The sequence below is a fragment of the Dyadobacter koreensis genome (assembly GCF_900108855.1).
Classification (GTDB): Bacteria; Bacteroidota; Bacteroidia; order Cytophagales; family Spirosomataceae; genus Dyadobacter; species Dyadobacter koreensis.
This window is the reverse complement of record NZ_FNXY01000001.1, coordinates 1,037,029-1,060,561: the sequence shown is the minus strand read 5'-3', so window position 1 is coordinate 1,060,561 and position 23,533 is coordinate 1,037,029. Positions and strand designations below refer to the sequence as shown.

The 23,533-nt window shown below is 42.6% G+C and carries 15 protein-coding genes and 1 pseudogene; 7 read left to right on the top strand and 9 right to left on the bottom strand.

Features of this window, described 5'->3' with window-relative positions; genetic code table 11:
* Window positions 1–27: 27 nt before the first annotated feature.
* The 3 genes from BMY70_RS04340 to BMY70_RS04330 all read left to right on the top strand — a co-directional run bounded on the left by BMY70_RS04340 (window position 28) and on the right by BMY70_RS04330 (window position 6,061).
* Entirely contained in the window at window positions 28–1,695 is a 1,668-nt protein-coding gene (locus BMY70_RS04340) for a carboxylesterase/lipase family protein (protein WP_090332322.1), read from the top strand.
* Window positions 1,696–1,730: 35 nt separating this feature from the next.
* Window positions 1,731–2,498, top strand: coding sequence for a ThuA domain-containing protein (locus tag BMY70_RS04335; RefSeq protein ID WP_090332320.1), 768 nt, complete (start codon window positions 1,731–1,733; stop codon window positions 2,496–2,498).
* 164 nt (window positions 2,499–2,662) lie between these two features.
* Complete coding sequence (locus BMY70_RS04330; protein ID WP_229209474.1) at window positions 2,663–6,061, top strand: ThuA domain-containing protein; 3,399 nt, start codon at window positions 2,663–2,665, stop codon at window positions 6,059–6,061.
* Between the two features lie 77 nt (window positions 6,062–6,138).
* On the opposite strand, the gene BMY70_RS04325 is transcribed toward BMY70_RS04330, so the two are convergent.
* Complete coding sequence (locus BMY70_RS04325; protein WP_090332315.1) at window positions 6,139–6,810, bottom strand: RNA polymerase sigma factor; 672 nt, start codon at window positions 6,808–6,810, stop codon at window positions 6,139–6,141.
* 300 nt (window positions 6,811–7,110) lie between these two features.
* On the opposite strand from BMY70_RS04325, the gene BMY70_RS04320 reads away from it, so the two are divergent.
* Both BMY70_RS04320 and BMY70_RS04315 read left to right on the top strand, forming a co-directional pair.
* A complete protein-coding gene (locus BMY70_RS04320) occupies window positions 7,111–8,103 on the top strand; it encodes a FecR family protein (RefSeq protein WP_090332311.1) in 993 nt (330 codons plus the stop codon).
* 21 nt (window positions 8,104–8,124) lie between these two features.
* Window positions 8,125–11,733, top strand: a complete 3,609-nt coding sequence (locus BMY70_RS04315) for a SusC/RagA family TonB-linked outer membrane protein (protein ID WP_229209473.1) — start codon at window positions 8,125–8,127, stop codon at window positions 11,731–11,733.
* Between the two features lie 1,856 nt (window positions 11,734–13,589).
* Here the strand turns inward: BMY70_RS04315 and BMY70_RS04310 are convergent.
* Window positions 13,590–14,657, bottom strand: a complete 1,068-nt coding sequence (locus BMY70_RS04310; protein ID WP_090332308.1) for an SDR family oxidoreductase — start codon at window positions 14,655–14,657, stop codon at window positions 13,590–13,592.
* Between the two features lie 240 nt (window positions 14,658–14,897).
* On the opposite strand from BMY70_RS04310, the gene BMY70_RS04305 reads away from it, so the two are divergent.
* A complete protein-coding gene (locus BMY70_RS04305; protein ID WP_090332305.1) occupies window positions 14,898–15,479 on the top strand; it encodes a Crp/Fnr family transcriptional regulator in 582 nt (193 codons plus the stop codon).
* A 214-nt stretch (window positions 15,480–15,693) separates the two neighbouring features.
* Here the strand turns inward: BMY70_RS04305 and BMY70_RS04300 are convergent, their stop codons facing one another.
* From BMY70_RS04300 to BMY70_RS04275, 6 genes are all read right to left on the bottom strand, one after another.
* Window positions 15,694–16,716, bottom strand: coding sequence for an LLM class flavin-dependent oxidoreductase (locus tag BMY70_RS04300; RefSeq protein WP_090332302.1), 1,023 nt, complete (start codon window positions 16,714–16,716; stop codon window positions 15,694–15,696).
* Between the two features lie 302 nt (window positions 16,717–17,018).
* Window positions 17,019–17,873 (bottom strand): helix-turn-helix domain-containing protein, encoded by an 855-nt coding sequence (locus tag BMY70_RS04295; protein ID WP_090332297.1) that lies wholly within the window; start codon window positions 17,871–17,873, stop codon window positions 17,019–17,021.
* A 91-nt stretch (window positions 17,874–17,964) separates the two neighbouring features.
* The gene (locus BMY70_RS04290) at window positions 17,965–18,870 is read right to left on the bottom strand and encodes an alpha/beta fold hydrolase (RefSeq protein WP_090332295.1); all 906 of its coding nucleotides are present in this window, start codon (window positions 18,868–18,870) and stop codon (window positions 17,965–17,967) included.
* Between the two features lie 149 nt (window positions 18,871–19,019).
* Window positions 19,020–19,784, bottom strand: a complete 765-nt coding sequence (locus BMY70_RS04285; protein ID WP_090332702.1) for a hypothetical protein — start codon at window positions 19,782–19,784, stop codon at window positions 19,020–19,022.
* A 255-nt stretch (window positions 19,785–20,039) separates the two neighbouring features.
* A complete protein-coding gene (locus tag BMY70_RS04280; RefSeq protein ID WP_090332292.1) occupies window positions 20,040–20,363 on the bottom strand; it encodes a nuclear transport factor 2 family protein in 324 nt (107 codons plus the stop codon).
* Window positions 20,364–20,426: 63 nt separating this feature from the next.
* Window positions 20,427–21,215, bottom strand: coding sequence for an SDR family oxidoreductase (locus BMY70_RS04275; RefSeq protein ID WP_090332289.1), 789 nt, complete (start codon window positions 21,213–21,215; stop codon window positions 20,427–20,429).
* 361 nt (window positions 21,216–21,576) lie between these two features.
* On the opposite strand from BMY70_RS04275, the pseudogene BMY70_RS31215 reads away from it, so the two are divergent.
* Window positions 21,577–21,780 (top strand): annotated as a pseudogene (locus BMY70_RS31215) (hypothetical protein); the annotation flags it as partial.
* A gap of 6 nt (window positions 21,781–21,786) precedes the next feature.
* On the opposite strand, the gene BMY70_RS04265 reads toward BMY70_RS31215, so the two are convergent.
* Window positions 21,787–23,064 (bottom strand): condensation domain-containing protein, encoded by a 1,278-nt coding sequence (locus BMY70_RS04265; protein ID WP_090332287.1) that lies wholly within the window; start codon window positions 23,062–23,064, stop codon window positions 21,787–21,789.
* Window positions 23,065–23,533 lie beyond the last annotated feature (469 nt).

Sequence of the window (23,533 nt, the reverse complement as noted above, 5' to 3'; positions counted from 1 at the left end):
CGGCTACCGGCCTGATTTATTAACCGTATGAAAAACAACCGAAGGAATTTTCTTCAGACTATTGGACTAGGCGCAACTGCGCTCACACTTGGGAGTCCTGATGCCAATGCGCAAATTTCAATCAAAGATAAAAAAGATCGTGTGACAGCTTCCGCTAACCAGGCGGTGGCTGATACCACGCAGGGGAAAGTGCGAGGCTATATTCATGATGGGATTTACAATTTCAAGGGCATACCTTACGGGGAGAGTACTGCCGGAGCGTACCGGTTCATGCCTCCGGTGAAACCTATCAGCTGGACGGGCGTGCGCGATACACTTACTTACGGACCGATTTGTCCTCAAAAACCAAATAGCGGATGGGGGATGCAGGAGTATGCTTTTCTTTATCAATGGGTTGATGGTTTTCAAAGTGAGGATTGTCTAAGGCTAAACGTATGGACACCGACTTTAAAGGATAACAAAAAGAGGCCGGTGCTTTTCTGGATTCATGGAGGAGCTTTCTTTTCAGGGTCCAGCCAGGAGCATCCATCTTACGACGGCGAGAATCTTAGCAGAAAAGGGGATGTAGTCGTTGTTTCGGTCAATCACAGGCTTAATGCTTTAGGTTTTTTGGATCTGTCCGATTATGGAAGTCAATACGAAAGATCAGGTAACGTTGGTATGCTGGATCTTGTGGCAGCACTCGAATGGGTAAGAGACAATATCGCAAATTTTGGAGGTGATGCCGGCAATGTGACAATTTTTGGACAATCCGGAGGCGGAGCTAAAGTTACAACTCTGATGGCTATGCCTACTGCAAAAGGTCTTTTTCACAAAGCTATCTCGCAAAGCAGTTCAACCGTTCAGGTGGCTACTCATGCCTATGCCGCAGAACTTGCAGGTCATTTTTTATCCGAATTAAAAATTGATAAAGCCAATATTGCTCAGATTTCTAAACTGCCATTTTCTGAATTAATTCTGGCCAGTATAGCAGCGGAAAAGAAAATGGGAAGTGATTTTCCTCTTAATGTTGGTCGCGCTGGCTGGCAGCCAGTTGTGGATGGTAAGGTAATTCCTACGCATCCCTTTGATCCGTCGGTACCTGCATATTCTGCCCATATTCCCATGATCATTGGCACCAACCGCAACGAAGCGTCAGCCAGTATTGGGAATGCCGCTATGGAATCTTTAGACGATGAAGGACTGAAAAAAAAGCTATTTGAACGCTTTGGAGCCAAGTCACAGAAAATCCATCAGGTGTTAAGGAAAGTGCACCCGGAGGTAAAGGCCGTGGAAATTCTTTCGTACGTTTCTCCATACAACCCAATGGCTTATCTGCAAGCTGAGCGCAAAGCGGCTCAGAACGCAGCGCCGGTTTATTTATATCTTTTCGCATGGCAAACTCCTGTTCTTGATAGTCGTCCGAGATCTTTTCATTGCAGTGAAATTCCTTTTGTTTTTGCGAATACCGACCGCTGTGAAACCATGACCGGTGGTGGACAACAGGCAAGAGATCTGGCTGCAAAAATAAGTATGGCGTGGCTGAATTTTGCCAGAACGGGAAACCCGGATCATAAAGGTCTGCCGCAGTGGAAACCGTTTACAAAACAAAACGGAGCAACGATGGTTTTCAATAACAATAGTGAAATCAGGAATGATCCTGACGGTGAAGCCCGGCAGCTTTTAGAACACCTTTTTTATCAAAGAGATTTGTAAATTTTATCTCTTTATCTTCATAACCAGATTTTTACATGAAAAAAATAACAATACTTTCCCTGTTTCTAATATTTGGTCTTTCTTTTTTATGTGTAGCCCAAAAGCAAAAACCCAGGGTACTTATTTTTAGCAAAACCGTCCGGTACTATCATGAATCCATTCCGGCGGGTATTGCTGCAATCATAAAGATGGGGGAGCAAAATGGGTTTGAGGTAGATACCACTGAAAATGCAGCGTTTTTTAAAGAGGATTCTCTTAAAAAATATGCAGCCGTCATCTGGTTATCAACAACAGGCGATGTGCTCAGTACTGCCGAACAGGCTCACTTTGAAAGGTATATTCAGTCGGGAGGGGGATATATCGGTATTCATTCTGCTTCGGCCTCCGAAAAAGAGTGGGATTGGTTTGGTAAGCTGACGGGTGCTGTTTTTGTCAATCACCCGCCGGATCCGGTGCCGGGAACAATTAACGTAACCGACCGAAAAGATCAATCTACAAAACACCTACCACAAAAATGGCAATGGAAAGACGAGTGGTATAATTTCAATAAAAGAAGCAGCGATGTGCACGTTCTTTTTACTGCGGATGAAACCACTTACAAAGGTGGCACCGAAGGCGCGTACCACCCTTTGGCTTGGAAACATGAATTTGATGGAGGACGGTCTTTTTACACTGCGCTGGGACACCTCTCGGAAGGTTATAGTGACCCTTTATTTCAAAAGCATATACTGGAAGGAATCAAATATGCAATTGGGAAAAACCAAAAGCTTGATTATAGTAAAGCAAAAACCGCGGCTCCTTAATGTAGCTGCCGGCCAAGCATTGGATTGAAATTATACAATCAAAATACAGAAAACGCTGCAGATGTTTTTAAAGAAGTACGGTCGTTAATATACTGATTATGTTATTTAAAGTGAAGTTCACATACCTGGCTCTTTGCGTTCTAATTGTTTTAGCCTACTGCTCAATGACCTTTAGTGAGCAAGCCGCAGAGCCCCGGGTTCTGGTTTTTTCTAAAACCAAAGGTTGGAAACACGCATCGATTCCCTCAGGTATCAAAGCCCTTCAAAAGTTGGGACAGGAAAATGGTTTTAGTGTCGATACCACTTCAAATTCGGCACTTTTTACCGAGGAACATTTGAAAAACTATGCCGCTGTGATCTGGCTGAGCACCACAGGAAATGTTTTAAACGGAACACAACAGACTGCCTTTGAGCGCTATATTCAGGCAGGTGGCGGGTTTGTTGGAATCCATGCCGCTGCTGATACCGAGTACGACTGGCCTTGGTACGGTAAGCTGGTCGGTGCTTATTTTTCAAGCCATCCGCATAATCCTAATGTTAGAAAGGCAGCCATAGAAGTGAGCGATAAAACGCATCCTTCTACCAAAATGCTGTCCGGCCGCTGGGAGAGAACCGATGAGTGGTATAACTACCGCGCTTACTATTCGGGCATTAAAGTGCTGGCAAAACTTGATGAAATTTCCTACGAAGGTGGCACCAACGGCGCTGATCATCCCATCAGTTGGTATCATGAATTTGATGGCGGACGTTCTTTTTACACGGGCCTTGGCCATACCGATGAAAGTTTTAGTGAGCCTCTGTATTTGGCGCATTTGCTGGGAGGAATAAAATATGCCATAGGACCAAATTCAGTGCTGGATTATAAAAAAGCATATGCTAAAATAACACCTGAGCAAAACCGGTTTGTCAAAACCATTCTGGCTAATGATCTGAATTCTCCTATGGAGCTTGCCGTGGCTTCAAATGGCATCGTATATTTTACAGAGTTATTTGGCAATTTTTCCAGCTACGATCCGGCCACAGGAAAATCATCACTGATCCATAAGTTTGAGATTACCAACATGGGCGGCACAGGCCTTATCGGTATAACACTGGATCCGGACTTCTCGAAAAATCGTCAGCTTTATTTGTATTATGCCCCCAAAGGACTTACCGAAGAAAATCTTGCATTTCAGCTCTCACGATTTACATTAACAGAAAATAACACGCTTGATTTGTCTTCGGAGAAAATCCTGCTTAAAGTTCCGGTTCAAAAAAACAGCGGCTCGCATCATGGCGGATCCTTGGCATTTGATAAGGAAGGGAATCTTTACCTCTCAACTGGTGATAGTTCGACGCCTTTTCCTTCAGGAGGTTATTCTCCTATGGATGAGCGGCCAGGAAAGGAATTTTACAGTCAGGATTCGCAGCGTTCGGCTGGTAATACCAATGATTTTAAGGGAAAAATTTTGCGTATCCATCCCGAAACTGATGGCACGTATAGCATTCCCGAAGGGAATTTATTTTCCAAAAACGAAGAAAACAGCGGCCGTACTCTTCCGGAAATTTACATAATGGGTTGTCGAAATCCTTACCGTATCGCGGTGAACCCACAGACTTCTGTTTTGTACTGGGGTGAAATCGGGCCTGATGCCGGTAAGGATGGTATACAAGGGCCACGCGGGTATGATGAGTTCAACCAAGCAAAAAAAGCGGGGAATTACGGATGGCCTTATTTTATGGGCAATAATGCAGCTTACAGTAAGTGGGATTTCGCTGCGAAAACGGCCGGATCAAAGTTTGATCCCAATGCGCCGGTCAACAATTCACCCAATAATACCGGACTTAGTCAATTACCGCCAGCTGTGCCGGCCATGATCTGGTATCCTTACGCAGCATCCGAAGAATTTCCTGAATTGGGCGTTGGGGGAAGAAGTGCGATGGCAGGTGATTTTTACAGTTTCAAGTCTGCGAATAAATCAACAGGCAAATTTCCGGATTACTATGACGGAGCTCTTTTTGTTTTTGACTGGATGCGTAACTGGGTAATTGCCTTACGGTTTGATGAAAATGAAAAGTATGTGCGCAGTGAACCTTTTATGGCGGCAAACGGCGATTTTAGAAGACCAATTGATCTCACTTTTGGGCCGGACGGAATGATGTATATGCTTGAATACGGCTCGGTTTACGGCGCTGATAACGACGATGCCAGGCTCGTTAGAATTGAATATAATACAGGAAATCGTCCGCCCGTTGCCAAAGCAAGTATTACCGATTCTGTAAAAGAAGACTACGTGGATAAAACCGTCTTTCTTACCTCAGAACGCCGAAATTTTCCTGTTTTAAAATCGGCAAACGGCCAGCCACCTCTGCGTGTTTCTTTTAGCAGCAAAGGAAGTCTGGATCTGGACGATGATGACCGGATTTCCTATCAGTGGTTTTTTGATGGTAAAACGCTGGGTAGTACAAAACCAAATCCTTCGTACAGCTACCAAAAACCCGGCGTTTATCACACACTTTTAAAAGTGACAGATCTTGCCGGAAAGGTTAGTACGGATACTGTTGTTGTCCGAGTGGGAAACAGCAAACCTGATGTCCGAATTACCAGTGCAGATAATAAATCATTTTTCTGGGATGATAAACCCTTTACTTATGCTGTCAAATTGAAAGATAAGGAGGATGTTAAAATTGATCCAAAAAATATTCACGTTCAGATGTCTTATGATCCGCAGCCAGCCAGCCAGCAAAACCTTGTTCCAGAATCTGTGGCCGGTCTTTTGATGCGGCCGGAGCAGATTGGTAAAATCCTGATGACCAACAGCGACTGCCGCGCCTGTCATACGGTTGACAAACCTTCGGTTGGACCTACGTTTTTGGCGGTTGCAAAACGCTACAAGACCAAGGAAAAAGCTGTGGAAGAACTCGCTGCCAAAATTATTAGTGGAGGAGGTGGGAACTGGGGGACTGAGCATATCATGAGCGCACATCCGCAGCTTTCGCCGCAGGATGCACAGGAAATGGTCAGATATATATTTTCGTTGACTGATCTTCAAAAAGACCTTATAAATTTACCTGTTCAGGGATCTAAAATGCTTAAAGATCATCCTGTAAATGATCAGAAAGGCCAATATACTTTCGTAGCTTCCTATAAGGACAAAGGCGGAAATAAGGTCGGACCTATTACGGGCGCGGATGTTGTGAAGCTGAGAAGTGCGAACGTAAAACCTGCTTTTGCGGATGCCTATGTGGGTTTCGCTAGGTTCCGCGACAATCTTTCTCAGGGCGGGCATAAATCTTACATTTTGCTTAGAAATATTGATTTAAGCGGCATTGGCCAATTTATTTTTGAATACGCTTCGGGTGACCAGACAGGGCAGATACAGGTAAGAATTGACTCTCAGGCTGGTCCTGTGATCAGCACGGCAGCATTTACACCAACCAGTTCCTGGGACGTTTTTAAAAAAATAAGCGGTAAAATAGAAAACCCGGTAAGCGGCAGACATGATATTTATTTTATTGCGCTTAAACCCGATAAGCCCAATAGCGAGATTTTGAAGCTTAACAATATTCGTTTTGAAAAGTAGATGAACTGAAATAAATAGAAGTGCATAGTGCCGGGTAGTCATCCGATTTCCGGTGCTATGTATTATTAATATCTATTCTAAAAACCTGAGATGGCTATCAGAAAAATGATCCATAAAGACTTCCAGCCCGCGCAAAGTTCTTTGAGGTTATCGATCGCTTTGTAGGCAAGTTTATAAACCGAAGCCGGGGTCAACTGCATGACCGTGGCAATTTGCTCTGTTGATAATGCGCTGTAATATTTAAGGAAGATAATTTCTCTTTGGCGGCTTGGGAGTTTCTTTACAAAACCGGCCAGACCGTCCGAAATCATTTCATTGGTTTGAAACTCAATAAATTGATCTTCCACAGAAGATTCAGGATTTTCCACAAACTGATCTGAAAACTTACGTTGACGCGTAATTCTCTTTAAGAGCTCTCGTCGCACTGCAACGATCAGGTAGCCTTTAGGAGAATTTACGTCGGGCAACTTTTCAGCTGTGTTCCAAAGCTGTACAAAAACATCCTGGACCGTGTCCTTAACCAGCTCTTTATCCGAAACTAACCGAAAGCCATAATTATGCAGTAATTTGCCATATGCTTCATACAACCAGGCAAGTGCTTGCTCATCCCTTTCTTTGAGCAGGAGCCATTTTTTCTGTTCTGTATTTTCTTCAGGAGTTAAGGGATCTAACGGATTTGTTTTAACAGAACCCTGATCCGGGACATGGTTATCTTCCAAAATATTTGGGTTATTAAGATAAGATTCCATGCGTAGGTTGACTCCTTTAAGTCCTATTATTTATATTGATAAGCTCATTCAAATATAATTCTAAAGAAATCAAAAAGAAATATCTTTTTATATTTATATTGATTGTAAAGTCATTCGGGTTTAGAAAGTTTTAAAATTAATACTTAGCTTTAAACTTTGATTTTATGGGGGCCTGCATAAGGTTATGTAAGGTGAGCGAGGGAATGAGAGGGCTAAGGAAATTACAATAAAAATTCAAATTGGTAGGGATGATTTCACCACAAATCTACACTCTAGCAGAGAACTGTTACCAATTAAGCTATGCAATCGTATGATTTTTTTTCCACCCGGGACTTTGTGGCAGACGATGCTTTTGTAACTTGGGTAATAAATCCTGACGAAAAATCGGAATTGTTCTGGTCCAACTGGCTGCTTCTTCATCCTGATAAAAGCAGTGAGGTCCAGGATGCGATCAGGATCGTTAAGGAATTATCCGTCTCCCCGGATGCTTTTAATGATGGTGAAATCTTTGAAAGCTGGAATAAAATTCATGAACGCATTTCTCCGGCTGCTTCTGCTAAAATCATTAATCCTATATGGCGAAGATGGTACTGGGTGGCAGCATGTTTTTCAGCATTACTGCTATTTGCTGCTGGACTTTGGCAATATGAAAAGCCGGTTTCCTATAGTACGGCATATGGACAGATTAAAATGGTATTACTTCCGGATAGTTCAGTGGTCACGATGAATGGTAATTCAAAATTATCTTACAGCAAAGGACTAATGAAAAGAGAGGTCACCCTCTCAGGAGAGGCTTACTTTCAGGTAAAAAAACAGCTTTTAGCAAATCAATCAGTAAAATTTGTTGTACACACCAGCCGTCTCGATGTGCAGGTTTTAGGCACATCGTTTAATGTAAATAGCCGCAGAAATGATGTGGAAGTAATGTTAAAAGAAGGGAAGGTACAGCTTGATGTAACAGATGGGCAGGGTGCAAAAATGATGCTGGCCCCCGGACAAGTGGCCACATTATCCAAAGGCATTGCCGGACTGGTTAAGAAAAAAGCAGACCCGGAAAAATACATGGTCTGGCTTGCCAGAAAGCGCATTTATAACGGTGAGAATCTGGCCTCCGTGTTTAAACAGATACAGGACGAATATGGTATTAAAACCCAGGTGAAAAACCCGGAATTTCTTAAAAAACGATTCACCGGAACTATTAATACAGATTCTTTAAGCAGCTTTTATACGCAGCTTCAAACGATCTACAAAGTGCGGGTTAAACCTGTCAGTGGTGGCTATTCCATTGAATGATCATAGTATATCAAGATAACTATGCGTCAGTTTTACTTCTGGGTTTTGTTCATTTTCTGGATTATGTCAGCTGCTGTTCCACCTCTGGTATTAGCTCAGAAACGTAGTGGAGCCGATAAAATCTATTTAAAAAAAAGCATAACACTTACAAAGGTATTAGACAAGATTGCTGCCGACTATCAAATCATTTTTAACTACGACACCGATCTTCTGGCAGGTAAATTCCTGACCGAAGATATAACCGAATCTTACGCAAGAAATCCGGACCCTCTTTTAAAGAGACTTTTAGACCCGTATCGGATTAAGTTTTCCAGGAAAAATAACGTCTATATACTTTTTCAGGATCAAGCTGATGCCGGTAAAATATCAAGGCAAAGCTCAGTATTACCGGCCAGTGCAACAGATCTGTCCGAGAACAAAACATGGAAATTAAAAGGGAGAGTGTTTTCTCAAAAAGGAGAGGAGCTCGCAGGGATTACGGTGTTGCTAAAAAATAGCCAGAAAGGTTCTGTTTCAAAAAGTACCGGAGATTTTTTCATGGATGTACCAGCCAGGCCAGGGACTTTACAATTTTCTTCGGTAGGATTTGAGAGCAAGGATATTGCTTTTCTAAACGAATCTGAATTGGTTATAACACTCATAGAAGATACCAGACTGCTCAATGAAATTATTGTCACAGGATATGCGAAAGAGAACAGGCGACAGGTAACCGGAGCAGTCTTCACTGCGAATGTGGAGCAGTTAAGTGTCGTCGTTTCTACCAACATTGAGCAGCAGCTTCAGGGAAAAGTGCCAGGATTAACACTGATTACAAACGGCCAGCCTGGCACTTCCAGCCAGGTAAGAGTCAGGGGATTTGGCTCTTTCGGTGGAAATCAGCCGCTTTATATCGTAGACGGAGTGCCGACTCAGAACATTCAGTTTATTAATCCCGGCGATATCGAATCATTTACCGTTTTAAAAGATGCCGCCTCAGCGTCGGTCTACGGAGCCAGAGCAGCGGCCGGTGTAATTGTATTGACAACCAAAAAAGGCAAACGTAGTCAAAATAAACTAGCAGTTTCCTATGAAGGTATTTACGGGCTGACTTATCCTGGAAAAGGACAGTCAGTTCTAAGTCCGCAGCAGCAGGCAGATTGGTCCTGGCAGGCCAGGAAAAATGATATTTTTCAAACAGGGGGCACTGTTGGTCCGGGAAGTTTTAATGGAATAGCCAATGGACAATATGGGTCGGGTCAAAATCCTGTCCTTCCGGATTATCTTCTTGTTGGCAACCAAACCGGTCTTTCAGCATCGCAGGTAAACCTTGATTTGGAAAAATCAAAATATAATACGGATCCGGCAATTTCACCTTTGTATCTTGTCATTCCTTCTAACCGTGAGGGTACAAACTGGTATCAGGCCATTAGTAGAAAAGCTGCGCTGACACGTCATGCTTTGGGCTTTTCGGGGGGCAGTAAGATGAGCAGTTTCTATATCGGTTTAGGTTATCAAAAACAGGAAGGAATTATTCTCAGCAGTATCCAGGAGCGTTATACTTTCCGAATTAATACTGAGTTCAACATTGCCAAAAAAATCAGATTTGGAGAAAATATACAGCTTAGTTATTTATCAACTACGGGCCAGCAGGGGAGCTCAGGCAGTTTTTTAGGCAACAGTCTAAATAACAATCCGAGTGTTTCGTCCGAAGAAAATGATATTTTGGCGACTTACCGGATGGCACCGATTATACCAGTTTATAATTCATTTGGCGGCTATGCGGGTACGGCGGCACCTGGTTTCAGTAACCCGAGAAATCCTGTGGCAAGCCGGATTTCGGCAGGACATAACCGCAGTAATACAGTGTACGGGTTTGGAAATGTTTATACAGAGATTGACCTGCTTCCTAACACTGTTGGTCGCAGCAGTATTGGCGGGATTTATTTTAACAACTACAATCAGTCGCAGTCGCGCGCAACGTATGAAAACTCCGAAAACCTGGCTAATTTCAGCTACGCCGAAGCATCGGGTTACGGGCTTGCCTGGACTTTTACCAATACCGCTGAGTTTAAGAAAAACTTTGGGCGGAATCAGATTATGATACTGACGGGGATGGAGGCCTTAAACACGGGTGCAGGAAGAAATATTAACGGTTCGGGTATCAATCCTTTTTCGACCGATCCTGATTATTTAACGCTTGGGTCGACCACATCCGGCTCTACACGTCACGTAAATAGCACTAGTACCCGTGGTAATAATTTCTATTCTCTTTTTGCCCAGACACGTTACATTTATGATGATAAGTATATTGTGACCGCGGTCGTGCGTAGAGACGGATCTTCTCAATTTGGCAAGGATTACCGCTTCGGTATTTTTCCTGCATTTTCCGCGGGCTGGCGTTTGTCCGCAGAGGAATTTTTGAAAAGATCAACCTGGATTTCCGATCTTAAATTGCGGGTAGGATATGGTAAAATGGGGAATTCGACTTTTTTGAGCTCCACAAATCAGTATAGCCTGTTTTCTTCCAATGCAGCAAACGGGTACGATCTGGGTGCTACCAATACCGGGGTTGTTCCGGGTTATTACAACAGTCAGATCGGAAATCCCAAAGCAAAATGGGAAACCAGTGAAACGCTCAATCTTGGTGTGGATTTCTCTGCTTTCAAAAATAAACTGGAAATCGTACTGGATTTCTGGCGAAAGAATACCCACGACCTTCTGTATCAATTACCGATACCCGGTGTGGTGGGTACCAGGGCCAGCGCGCCTTTTGTCAATATTGCCAGCATGCGAAACCAGGGAATTGATTTGCTGATCTCTAATAAAGGAAAACTTGCCGGTGATATCCGCTATGAAGTGACAGGGGTGGGAAGTTTTTTGCATAACAGAATTATTTCAATAGCACCACTGGTTCCATATTTTGCGGCAGGCGGTACGCGTTTAGGTACGCCCGTCGTTCGTAATCAGCCTGGTCATGCGCTGTCTTCTTTTTACGGGTATCAGGTTCAGGGATTGTTTAGCAGCAAAGAAGAAGTTGCCACAGCTGCTGTGCAAACAGGTGCGGCTCCCGGCCGTTTCCGGTTTAAGGATTTAAATAATGATGGTAAAATTGACGATAGCGACAGAACCTTTCTTGGCAGCCCCATCCCGCCATTTACCGGAAGTTTAACTTTTTCCATTAAATACAAAGGCGTTGACCTAAATACCAGTTTATATACTTCCCTGGGAAATCAGATATTTAACAACCAGAGGTGGTTTTCTGATTTCTATCCATCCTTTACTGGTGCTGCCGTAAGTACCCGCGTTCTGGATTCATGGCTGCCGACCCATACCAGTACCAGTGTTCCTATTTTTGAAAGTGCTGCAAATTTTAGTACCAATACCCAAAGCAACTCTTACTATGTTGAAAACGGGAATTATCTGAGAATGCAATATTTGAATCTTGGTTACACATTTAATGAAAAGCTTTTAAAAAAAATCAGTGTAAAAATGCTGCGGGTTTCAGTTTCTGCAACTAACCTTTTTACACTTACTAAATACAGTGGTCTGGATCCGGCGGTGGGCGGTTTCAGTGATGCGGTTTTTGGAGTCGATGTTGGTAATTATCCCGTTGGCAGAGGTTATTCTTTAAATTTAAAAGTGGGTTTTTAAAATGACCCTTTAAGTAATATTGTTTATTTCTTTTCAAAATTCTGATAATCGACAGAAATAGTTAAATCATTTAACTAGAAGCATTTTTTATTCATGAGGAATCAAAATAGACTGCATACTCTGTTCGAGGTGTGAGAAATTATTAACTTTGTAAGAGTTTCGAATTGTAAATAGAAAATCAAGCGTGTTATAAACAGGTATTTTAAACGTATAATCGCGTAAATCATGGAGTGAGGGTTAATTTTCCTTGTATCTATCTTATTATCAAATATTTAGATTCTGAGTTCGAATCCCTCCGCTTCCACGAGAATAATTTTTTCAAGCTAGAAAATTATTCAGCGCGTATTCTTAGAGTTCAAGGGTTTTAGCTTTGTAAGTGTTTGTAAATCAATTACTTAAAAGATAGGCTCGAATTCCTTCGTATCAACTCATTAAGGATACCGTCCACTTATTGTAAGTACAGATAGGCTCGCACACAAATATTGATGGTCGGGTTATTGCAGATGCAATTATTTACTTTATTTGAAGCAGTGGTTTTTTTGGATAACAATAATCCTGACGAGCTAAGCATAATATGCATAGGAAATAATCCATAGAAATTTTTGCATACACATAAGTGACTTTCGTTAGATCTAGCGCGCGATCAATTTTTCAACAATAAAGGCAAGGTCAAAGGTGTCTCATCATCGATAGGGATTCAACCATTTATGCAAATAATATGGAAAATTTAATCACTACTGCGGATCATAAACTTTTCCAATTATTACATTAGCTATATATAACATAGATCACGCTTTCCTGAAGTAAACGGTTTTTGATAGTTACAATCCGGGCAGCTAGAAGGCCATGAAGATTGAGAAATTTTTGCTAATTATGTATATTATACTCGAACACCGTTTCGACTGACAAATTTCAAAAAGTCAGTAAAAAATGGGAGGAATAAGGGAAGTTCATATGTTAAATAGTTTAAATTCAGCTACTTATATATGTCGAATACGATCCCTAAGATACTCGAACCCTCGGAGACTTGAAAATTTAATTTTGTAAATTATTGATTATAAGATAGTTAATACTTAATTTTACTACATCAATTGCCCGATTTTAAGCATCAAGTGAGCAATCCGGGAGCAGGTAAATTTTGGCTGTCATAAATTACTGAAAATAAGCGAGATAGAAATTGGGTTCGAATCCCTCTCTCTCTGCGGATAGCAACATCGAAAAAAACAATCAAAACCCTGTAAATTATTAATTTACAGGGTTTTTTGTCTTTGATATATACCCCAAAATCTATGCATTCCGATATTGTGTAGAGCTTAGCATGAAAACTGTCATCAAAAGCTCAGTCTTATTATGGTCTCCCTGAAGTGGGGCTTGACCGTTAGAGATCAGCAAATAAGTGAGGGATCAATAAGAAATGCATGTATCAATTGTAAAGCTGATTTAAAGGCTGAGCGTTGCGCAGCAACTTTGCCAGACGCGATCGAGTGAATGGGAGATTGATACGTTTGAAAACAATGCAGGGGCGCCGGAAATATCTGGATGAAAAGTTTGCGCCGGATCAGTCATTCGGCAAGCTTTTGATGTCCAAGTCAAAACAGACACCAGTCCAATTCAGGGCGGAATAATCAGTTTGAAGATCATGAGTTCCTGTTACTCAATTTAACCGGTAGGTAATTTGATTTCAAATGGTGTTTAAATACCTTTTAAAGGAACGCTAAAGTGAGATGATCTTCAGGCGACACCGGCTTCCATGGAGAATTATATCTTAAACTATTTGTATTTACTGAGGGTAGATTTTAATCAGAGCCAAGCGGTGAAATATCCGTTTCATTTTGGCTCTGATTAACCTTTAAAACTTAGGGGATCAAATTTTCATTTCGTAGCTTTTGAAATAAGTCAAAGAAAGAGTCCCGGGTATCCTGGTAAACGGTAAAGCCTAGCTTCCGGCTCTTTGACATATCTGTCATTACTTCCATCGGGCGACCTAAGTCAAGATCAGTATGCCAGGCAGAAGCGAGCCGATTGATTTCAGATTCTTTCAGATTATATTCAGCAGCTAGTTTTTTCCAGAGGTCAGCATCTGTTGCCATCTCCTTTTCCAAAGAATGAATCACCCCATCAAAACCAACTGGCTCAATTCCAAACCATTCTGCTATTTGCTTCCAAAGCCATTTCCAGCGGAAGATATCTCCATTGGTTACATTGAATGCTTCATTATGAGCTTTAGGCGTAATAGCGGCCCAGATCATTTGCTCAGCCAAAACTCTGGCATCCGTTACATCAGACAGGCCATTCCATTGCTCAGCTGACCCGGGAAAATGGAAAGGTCTTCCGGTTTCCTTACATATAGAGGCATATACAGCTATTGTAGTGCCCATGTTCATCAAATTGCCAACCGCTTTGCCGACTACTGAGTGTGGCCTATGGATACTCCAGGTAAAGCCGTCCCTTTCCGAAGCAGCATATATTTCGTCTTCCTGAGCATAGTAAAAATTTTCCAGGTTTAGTCTTGGATGTTCTTCCCGGACCGGCGTTTCGGGTAATGTGCCAGCTTTTGCATATTCCTCAAAAGGCCCAAGATAGTGCTTCAGTCCTGTCACAAGCGCAACATGCTGAACAGATCTTTTTTCAGACAAGGTGTTTAATAGGTTGCGTACCATTGTACCGTTTACCCGGATATTTTCGGCTTCGGTATCATTGCGTAGCCAGCTTGTAAAAAAAACATGAGTTGGCGAAATCTGAGCTAGTTTTTCTGCCAGATCTTCAGGATTAAGAAGGTCAGCTGCAACAGGAATCAAACCTTTTAGATTAGCGTTGGGATTACGTGCGAGACCATAAGTCATCCAGCCTTTTTCAATCAGTTTTTCGGCGAGGTTGCTTCCAGTTATGCCGGTCGCTCCAACCACTAACGCGATATTTTTCATATTTAATAATTTTTATAGCTTATTCATCACAGTTGGGGAAATAAGAGTATTAATAATTGGTTTCCATTCAAAATTCTCCTTACCACCAACAGCACAAAGGTACAGGACTGGAAACTGCTCGGGATTGACATACGTCAACTAATGCACTTGATTTAGATCAAGGGTATATCTGTGCGGTGATATTAAAGGCTATCGATGCGAATGAATTATCTTTGCTGCCAGTAAATAATTAGTCCTTGTATGATTGACGTACTTTTTAGACATATTGAAAAAAAGATTACTCTGACAGACGGTGACAAAGAGTTAATCAAAACCTTTTTTGTTTCAAAAAGCCTGAGAAAAAGGCAGTATCTGTTACAGGAAGGCGATATTTGCAAACACCTGACTTTTATTGCCAAAGGACTGCTCCGCACCTATAATGTCGATGACAAAGGCGACGAGCATATGAGTGTTTTTGGTTGGGAAGGTTGGTGGTTATCTGATTTTAATAGCTTTTTGAATGGAGAACCTGCGGTTTTTAATATTGATGCCATTGAAGATTCCCACCTTTTCATGATATCACGTGCAGATTACGAAGTGCTTTTTCTTACAGTTCCGATAATGGACCGGTATTTCCGTATACTTTATCAAAACAGTATTGTTACCAAGGAGAGGCGGCTGATGAGCTCTATTACCCATACTGCCGAAGAAAAATATGTTCAGTTGGCAAAGTCAAACCCACAGATGATTGCGCGGGTTCCGCAAAATCTGATCGCTTCTTACCTCGGGATCGCACCGGAAACGCTTAGTCGTATCAAGAAGAATCTGGCTTTAAGGAAATAGTTGAACCTGGCAGAGCCTGGGTGAAATGCTGCCGGGCGTTAATCATTGCTGGACAGAAAGAATAATATAAAATTCGGGTAGAAGACATGTCTTGCCCAGGCGTTGAGAATAGAAGAAGGCATGGACCAATAATGGATATGGCAAAGCTCGGTTGCTTCCGGCTTTGCCATATCCATTATTGTTTTGTTTTCTTGTTAAATTCCAATTTCAGAAACTAACGCCAGCCGAGTGCAGGTGCTACGTGCTCTAAAATTGAAGAAAGTACATGAACGTTGTAATCAACACCCAGCGTATTAGGTATTGTTAACAAAACAGTATCCGCTTCCTGAATAGCTTCGTCCTGCGCCAGTTCTTTGACGAGCTGATCTGGTTCAGCGGCATAACTTCTACCGAAAATTGCACGTTTGTCCTGCTCGATCATTCCGATTTTATCTCTCCGGTCCGCTTCCTGACCAAAATAATAGCGGTCCTGGTCGTTTACCAAGGCAAAAATGGATCGGCTCACGGAAACTCTTGGTTCACGCTTGTGCCCTGCTTTTTTCCAAGCTTCCTTATACAGTCTGATCTGCTCGGCTTGCTGAACATGAAAGGGTTTACCGTTTTCATCGTATTTTAAGGTAGAGCTTTGAAGATACATCCCGTTTTCTGCCGCCCATACAGCGGTCGCGTTGGAAGCCGCTCCCCACCAAATACGTTCGCGCAACCCTTCGGAATAAGGTTCCAAACGCAGCAAGCCAGGTGGGTTGGGAAACATGGGGTATGGATTGGGCTGAGCAAATCCTACGCCTTTCAATCTTTCCAGGAATTCCAGTGTTTTGCGTCGTCCCATATCTGCGTCAGTTTCACCCGCAGCAGGCTCGTATCCAAAATAGCGCCATCCATCAATTACCTGCTCCGGCGATCCTCTGCTAACCCCAAGCTGCAATCGTCCTTCCGAAATCAAATCTGCGGCACCGGCATCTTCCACCATGTAAAGTGGATTTTCATAACGCATATCAATCACACCTGTTCCTATCTCTATTTTGCTTGTTTTTGCCCCTATTGCTGATAGCAACGGAAAAGGCGATGCTAACTGAGATGCAAAATGATGAACGCGAAAATAAGCACCATCTAAACCGATCTCTTCGGCTGCGACAGCCAAATCAATGGATTGAAGCAAAGTATCACTTGCTGTTTGAGCCCTGTAAGCCGGATGGTTAGACCAATGTCCAAATGATAAAAATCCAATTTTCTTCATTAGATGTCTTTTAAAGTCCGTTTAAACTTAGAAAGATTATTCAGCCTTAAAAGTTCCTTGCTGGATAGACTTTGCAGTTAATCCGTTAACACACTGCGATCACAGATTACCTGGCCAACATCAATATCCTGATGAGATTAAATGCGTTATCTACAAACTATGCATAGTAAAATTTCTGCTGCTTTTGATAACTGGTTGCACGACGAATCCGGGATTTATCTTTCAAATTTATATTTAATAGCATCGGAAACATGAGATTAGTCTTGAAAACGAGATAAATTAATGCTAATGAACCTTTTTGTTTATTCCTTGCTCAAAAAATGTGATCGAAAACCAGATGGCGATTCACCAGTCTTTGTCATAAATAGTCTACTGAAATAAGCTGGATCATTAAAACCAAGTTCATAGGCAATTTCCTTGGCCGTGAGACGTGTATGTGCCAGCAAACGTTTAGCTTCCAGGATAATTCTGTTTTTAATTACTTCGTTGGGCTGTGGCAGCCGGAGCCTGTTGAATTTGTGCGTGATGGTTTTTGGTTGCATGCATAAGAAATCAGCGTAATCCGCTACGGTGTGTTTTGACTTGTAATGCTCTTCGACAAGTCTGGTAAATTGGCGGAAAAATTCCAGATCGCTATGCTGTCCTGTTACAGCTTCGTTCAAATGCTGCCTTTTCCAGGAGCGTGTTGCGCGGATCAGTAGTTGTTTAAGATAAGTCCGGACCATTTCTTCCAGTGAGCTGTCGTTCAGTTTAAACTCCTGGATCATCTCTTTTAACAAGCATTCAAAAAAAGCTTGTTCGTCTTCAGAGATTTCCACCTTGGGCATGTTCTTGATGTTATTAAACAACAGACCGTCGCAGGCAACCTCCTGATCATGTATTTGGATGCAATAAAAATCTCGATTGTAAAAAATGAAATATCCTTTTTCCTGACCGGCTGTTTCGATTTCCAGGTACTGACTAGGACTGATAAAGAGAAAAGTCGGCTGATACGTTTCGTAGATGGAAAAATCGACCCTGATTTTGTAACCTATCGGCAGGTAAAGAATTTTGATAAATTCCTTATAATGCGGGCCGTTGACCGGGTCGGTTTGACCGTTTCCTATGGGCAATAATCCAAATGTCTTTAACTTACTGTTGAACAATGCTGTATTCATGACTATATACGCATATTGTTACGAAAACTTCTATTAGCTGAACACTTGACAGGCCTGTGAGGCTTTTTAGACCCACAGGCAAGATTGGCGTTTAGTTTCTTGCAAACTTTTCAAGTTCAAAATTAAATTTGTCCATTTCCTCCAAAAAGAGACCATGTCCGCTTTTTTCAAATCTTACCAGATAAGAGCCTTTAATACCTTTATGCAGCTGCTCAGCCAGAGAGAAATCACATAATTTGTCCTTAACACCATGGAATATTGCTACTGGTATTTTAATTTTTGACAGATCCGGACGCAGGTCCAGTTCACCTAGCGCAGCGATTGCCCGCGTGGTAGCATAAGGTGATGCATTCAGATTAATGCTTTCCAGCCATTTGATCGATTCCGGCGAAAGTCCTCCTTCCTGTCCTTCAAATGCTTTCCCAAAACCTGCCACCAGTTGCTCCCGGTTGGTTTTAGTCTGTTTGATCAGATCTGCTGCGCCCTGCTCGGTGATGCCGTAAGGATAGTTTTCGCGTTGCTTCCATGACGGTCCTGTTGCACCGAATACAGCTAACTTTTTGATATGCGCACCATTATATTTAGTTATAAAATGAAGTGTTACCGCACTTCCCATTGAAAATCCGCCCAGTGTTGCGTTTTCAATTTTCAGCTTTTCCAAAACCACTTTGATGTCGTCAGAAAACGTATCGAAGTCGTATTTTCCGTAAGGCCTGTCAGATTTTCCAAAACCGCGCAGAGAAATACCGATTACTCTGAAACCTTTTTCAACCAGATACTGGTATTGATATTCGTACATCTCATTGTTTAGCGGCCATCCGTGGATGAGTACTACCGGCTGACCTTCACCCAGGTCAACTACGTGCAGTTTGACGTTTTTTTCTACTTCAATGTATTCTTCTCTTCCTAATGATGCGGGCTTGCGTGTTTGTGCAAAAAGAAGTGGGCTTTGGATAAAAGTGAATAGTAATGCGATTGTCAAGGCAATGGTTTTCATCTGAGTAATAAGTTTAGAATTTTAAGTTAACCTGCTAACCATTAGCAGATTGTAGTTTCGTTTTGACATTACAAAGGTGGCAGTAAAAACGGCCCAGATGAATGGATAAAAGGCAATGCGGCTTGTACATTTTTCCCGGGAGGTGGAAATTATGGTTTGTAAAAGGTTGAAAGTTGATCCAGGCGCTGCCTGACCAGCAAATTTTTCATGGGTTCAAACTTTGCCAGCTCCGCATTGTTTTTGGTAACTACGATGTAAAATGGCTGATTTAACTTAGTCGTCAGGTGATGAATGGTGGCCAGCTCGGCAATATCCTCAGACCACGCCGCCATTGCATACAGGGAGGGAAACGGCGTTTTCGAGAGTTGGTTATAAATATCAGGCGACAGGCTGATTGGTACTGGTTTTCCGCTCCGGAAACGGGTTTGTTCCAGTAGAGAATCAATGTATGGTTCTGCAGGCACATTCATCAGGCGCCAAATGTTTTTTGTAAATTCGGTCGGTTTAACTGCTGCATTTTCTTTAGTCAGACGCGGGGTTATGTTCGTCACCACATCTACAACGTGGGTGGCCTCGTGCATCAGCACATAAACAATTCCATCCATCTCGCCACCTTCGACACGCACGCGGTAATTTGAATCGGCCTGCTGGTTGAAACAAGTATTTTCTTTCCATGTTGCCCACTGAGAAATATTCTCGTCCAATAAGCTGGCGCGAAAAGTAATGTTGAACATTTTCGTTGCGCCAGATGTGCCGACTGGTGAGGTCAAAGCCGTGTTGGGCATGTTATCCATGAAGCTGATGCTTTTCAGATGTTTTTTCAAAATTTGCTGATGCAGCGGCGGCAAAAGCATAAAAGCATTTTTTACTTTCTCTTTTTCAGATGGCGTCAATATATGGTTAACCGGTTTCATGCCAGCCTCCCGGAAACTTTTGAAAACACTTTCAGGCGCAATTTGTATTCGTTGGGAAGGATCTTTCTGAGGAGAAGAATTCAACCTTTGTGCAAATGTAAAAGCTGAGCAAAACAGTATTGAAAAAGCTGTAATGGACAATTTAAAACGCATTTTTCTGATCATATGGGTCTTGGGAATTTGTGTTAGGATTCAGAGGAACGCTTGTTTGTCGATGAATCTTAAAGCATTCCTGCGAATTTGAATACGGTACTGCTAATCTGTAATCTTTAACGAACGTATTGAAGAACCATCCATTTCGAGATGATAATTCATCACAATTGGACTGCCCGGAAATGTACCTCTTACTTCTACGGTAAGTTTTGCTTTTGAACCGGTCTGCGTAAAATTAATCGCAGTCAGCTGCATATTATACTTTTCGGTCGCCTCTTGTATCCAACTTTTAATTTCCTCTCTACCTGAATAGGACGAACCTTCGTCGGAAACGGTTGCCTGCACTGTAAAATAGTTAGCAAATGCAGTGCTGTCCAGGTCGTTTTGCGCTTTAATAAAGCCTGCTATGTTTTCTGGAAGTGTCATGATTATGAATGTTTATTTTATAAAACAATGTTCTTTATGTTGATAGCAGATTTAAATTTTACCTTAAACTGTAGGTATGGTGCCGCCGTCGATGACATATTCTGTGCCGGTCAGGTAAGCGGCTCTGGGCGAAACCAAAAAGCCGACTAGCTCTGCAACTTCTTGTGGCCAGGCGGCTCTGCCAAAAGGAATACCTCCAAGTGCGTCCATAACACCTCTGGCTGCCTGTTCAACGCTCCCGCCTGAGCTCTCGGCGATACGCTCCATCATTCTGCTTGATGAGGAGGTCATAATCCATCCTGGCGATACGGTCAGTACACGTACCCCTTTGGGTGAGACTTCATTGGACAGGCTTTTGCTGTAATTAACGAGGGCCGCTTTCGCCGCAGCATAGGGCAGGGTTGAATCGTAAAGGGGTAGCTTTGCCTGAATAGAAGCGATATGGATGATAACTCCATCGCCCTGACTGACCATACCAGGTAAAAAGCCGCGGTCCAACCGAACGGGCGCTAAAAGATTTGTTTGCAAAGAGGATTCCCAATCTTCATCAGAAAGTACCGCAAAACCGCCTCCTGGCGTCTCAGAGCCTCCCATGTTATTGATTAGAATATCCAAACGTCCGAATTTATCAAGCACTTCCTCGACCACATTCTTCGTTCCTTCGGGCTTGCTTAAATCGGAAGCTATAAAGTATGCGTCGTCGCTGGGTTCTTCCGGTGTATTTCTTGCAGTAATGATCACCTTTGCCCCTGCCTTCAAAAGTCGGTCCGCGATCGCTTTGCCCGTTCCTTTAGTTCCGCCGGTTACCAGTGCAATTTTACCTTTCAGTTCGTTTTCAAAATTAAAATCCATGATCCTGCTGATTTGTTTAGGACAAATTTCGGTACTATGCCGATTGCTGACAAGTAGGGATTTACGATTCATATAGGGATAAATTAATCCCTGTCGGACTGATAAATTCATCTGATTATATTTGTGGATGTATGAAAGAAGGACAATGCCCGATTTGAACTGCAGGCTCGACCTGATCGGCGAATTACTTTATGGTAAATAAAAAATGCGGCTCTTATAATTTATCGACCAAAGATTCCAAAGACCCGGTGAGCTGCAAAGAAAAATTTCAGGCGCGTCCCGGTGCGCGCTATATGTGCAATTAAAGGAACTGGAAAGCCACGAGCAGGTGGGGAAAGTGATTTGACCTGCTGTTCCCCCAAAAGTTGAATATTATCTTACTGATTTTGGGAAATCGCTTATACCCGTCATTGGCGCAAGAGGGCAGAGGGGAGACGAGCATGATCAGCGGCTGCGGACGGTTATCGAAAAAATATTCGGTCCTGGTAAAGTACAATTTATATCAGATGATGCTGTTGCAAATTTTGAAGCGGCAGTGGGAAATCCTCTGCCGCTCCGGATCTAAACATTTTTAAGCCAGTGAACACGAGCTGCTTCTACCGCTGCCTGTGTCTGAGACTATGCTCAAGTTAGTCTGACAAGCATCTTGAAGGATTTTCTCCATTTCCGCAAGCAGGCCAGGGATTGGCGTATCACTTGTGTTAGTCAGACAAAGCGAACCATTGGTTGTTAGTGCACCGATAGTCTGTTCTTGTCCTTTTCCAGACCGCACCATCGGACCATACAGCGCTTTAAGTTTCATAGATTCAAAATCGGTATTGTATTTTACTTTAACCAGGTTGGTTACCATAACGTGATGATTAAATGCCGTTTTTAAAACATCGATCATCTGCTGGATATCATTATGGCCAAAGACGATGTCGCGAAAAAAGGACAGATAACCTGTTACATATTCTGCAGAACCGGTGCCTTCCAGGCCTGCTTTTGCAAGTCTTGCCAGGTCCCAGAACGATATTTCCTGCTGTTCAAAAAATACGGATTGTGTGGTGATATTAAGACCAAAATTATCGTCCAGACCAAGTGCTGTCCTTGTACAAATTGGCGATACAAGTTCCATTCTGGCCTCGGTCCACTCCGCCCGCATTTTTCTGGAAGCTAACAGCACTGCGGCGCATAGCGCGCCATGCACCGTGGTATTTTCTTTTCGGGCGCTTTCGGTAATATTCCGGGTAATGTTTTCAGAAATGCGCAGGGACGATACCAACGGTTTGACGATGTCTGACTTCATTTTTAATTCGGGAACCGTTTCAGCAGTTTGGGCAGGAAGATCTTCTGAGAGACCCAGTGTTTGGTCATTGGAAACCTGCGGATTCAACTCAGCAAGCGGTTTGCCGTTAACTGCCAATAATATATCCCGTACCAGAAAGTTTAACGAGGTTCCATCTGCGACCGAATGGTTTGCCACCAGAATCAGAACAGTGCTGCTGAGTTTTTGAACCAACACCACCCGTAGAAGCGGGCCTTCTTTTGTATCAAACCGAATGGAGAGCTCCTTTTCCACTTCCTGTTCCCATCGGTAGTCGTCTTGCTGAATATCGACCACCCTAAGCGGAATGGTGATGTTCTCTACGTGCTGCAGCGTGGGCCTAGACAATTCATCCATTACAATTTTTACTGACAGGTTCGGATGGCGTCTCTGTGCTATGCTGATAGCATTTTTCCATTTTTCAACGGGCTGGGTTCCGGAGATGTCTGCGGCAAGTGCGAAATCTTTGGAGTCGATCTGGTCAAGCAGCCAAAATGTCTTTTCGAATGCACCTAACGTGCGGTTCTGATGTGTTGTTTTCATTTTACATTTATGATTTACAGTAACAGGAGCCGGCACAGGACCGGTTGGGCAGACGAATTATTTTATCCAAGTCATATCAAGCGGCATGCTATGGCTCCCTTAACTGATTGCAAAATTGGCATGCAGCAACGCGGTATAGAATGGACAAAAGTTTAACCGCCATGTACATTTTACCATCCGGAAGGTTACTTTCTTAAGGGCGTTAGATTCTTTTTTTAGAAAGAAATAGTAAATAATGCGGTTGAAATCTGGCGGATGATCAGAAATTCAACCTGAGCTATTGATTTTATGAATGACAACATTGCCTGGTTCTTTAAAATCAGATGTAGAATAGTTTGATTTTTTTCTGGGTTTGAAAATGTCTGTAATAGCGTGATTTCCGAAAGCTTGGAGTGAGTATGAACGGTGAAGTTTAATGTATAATAGCCGTGGCAGTAGATATAAGCCACTCATTTTATCAGCAATTGCA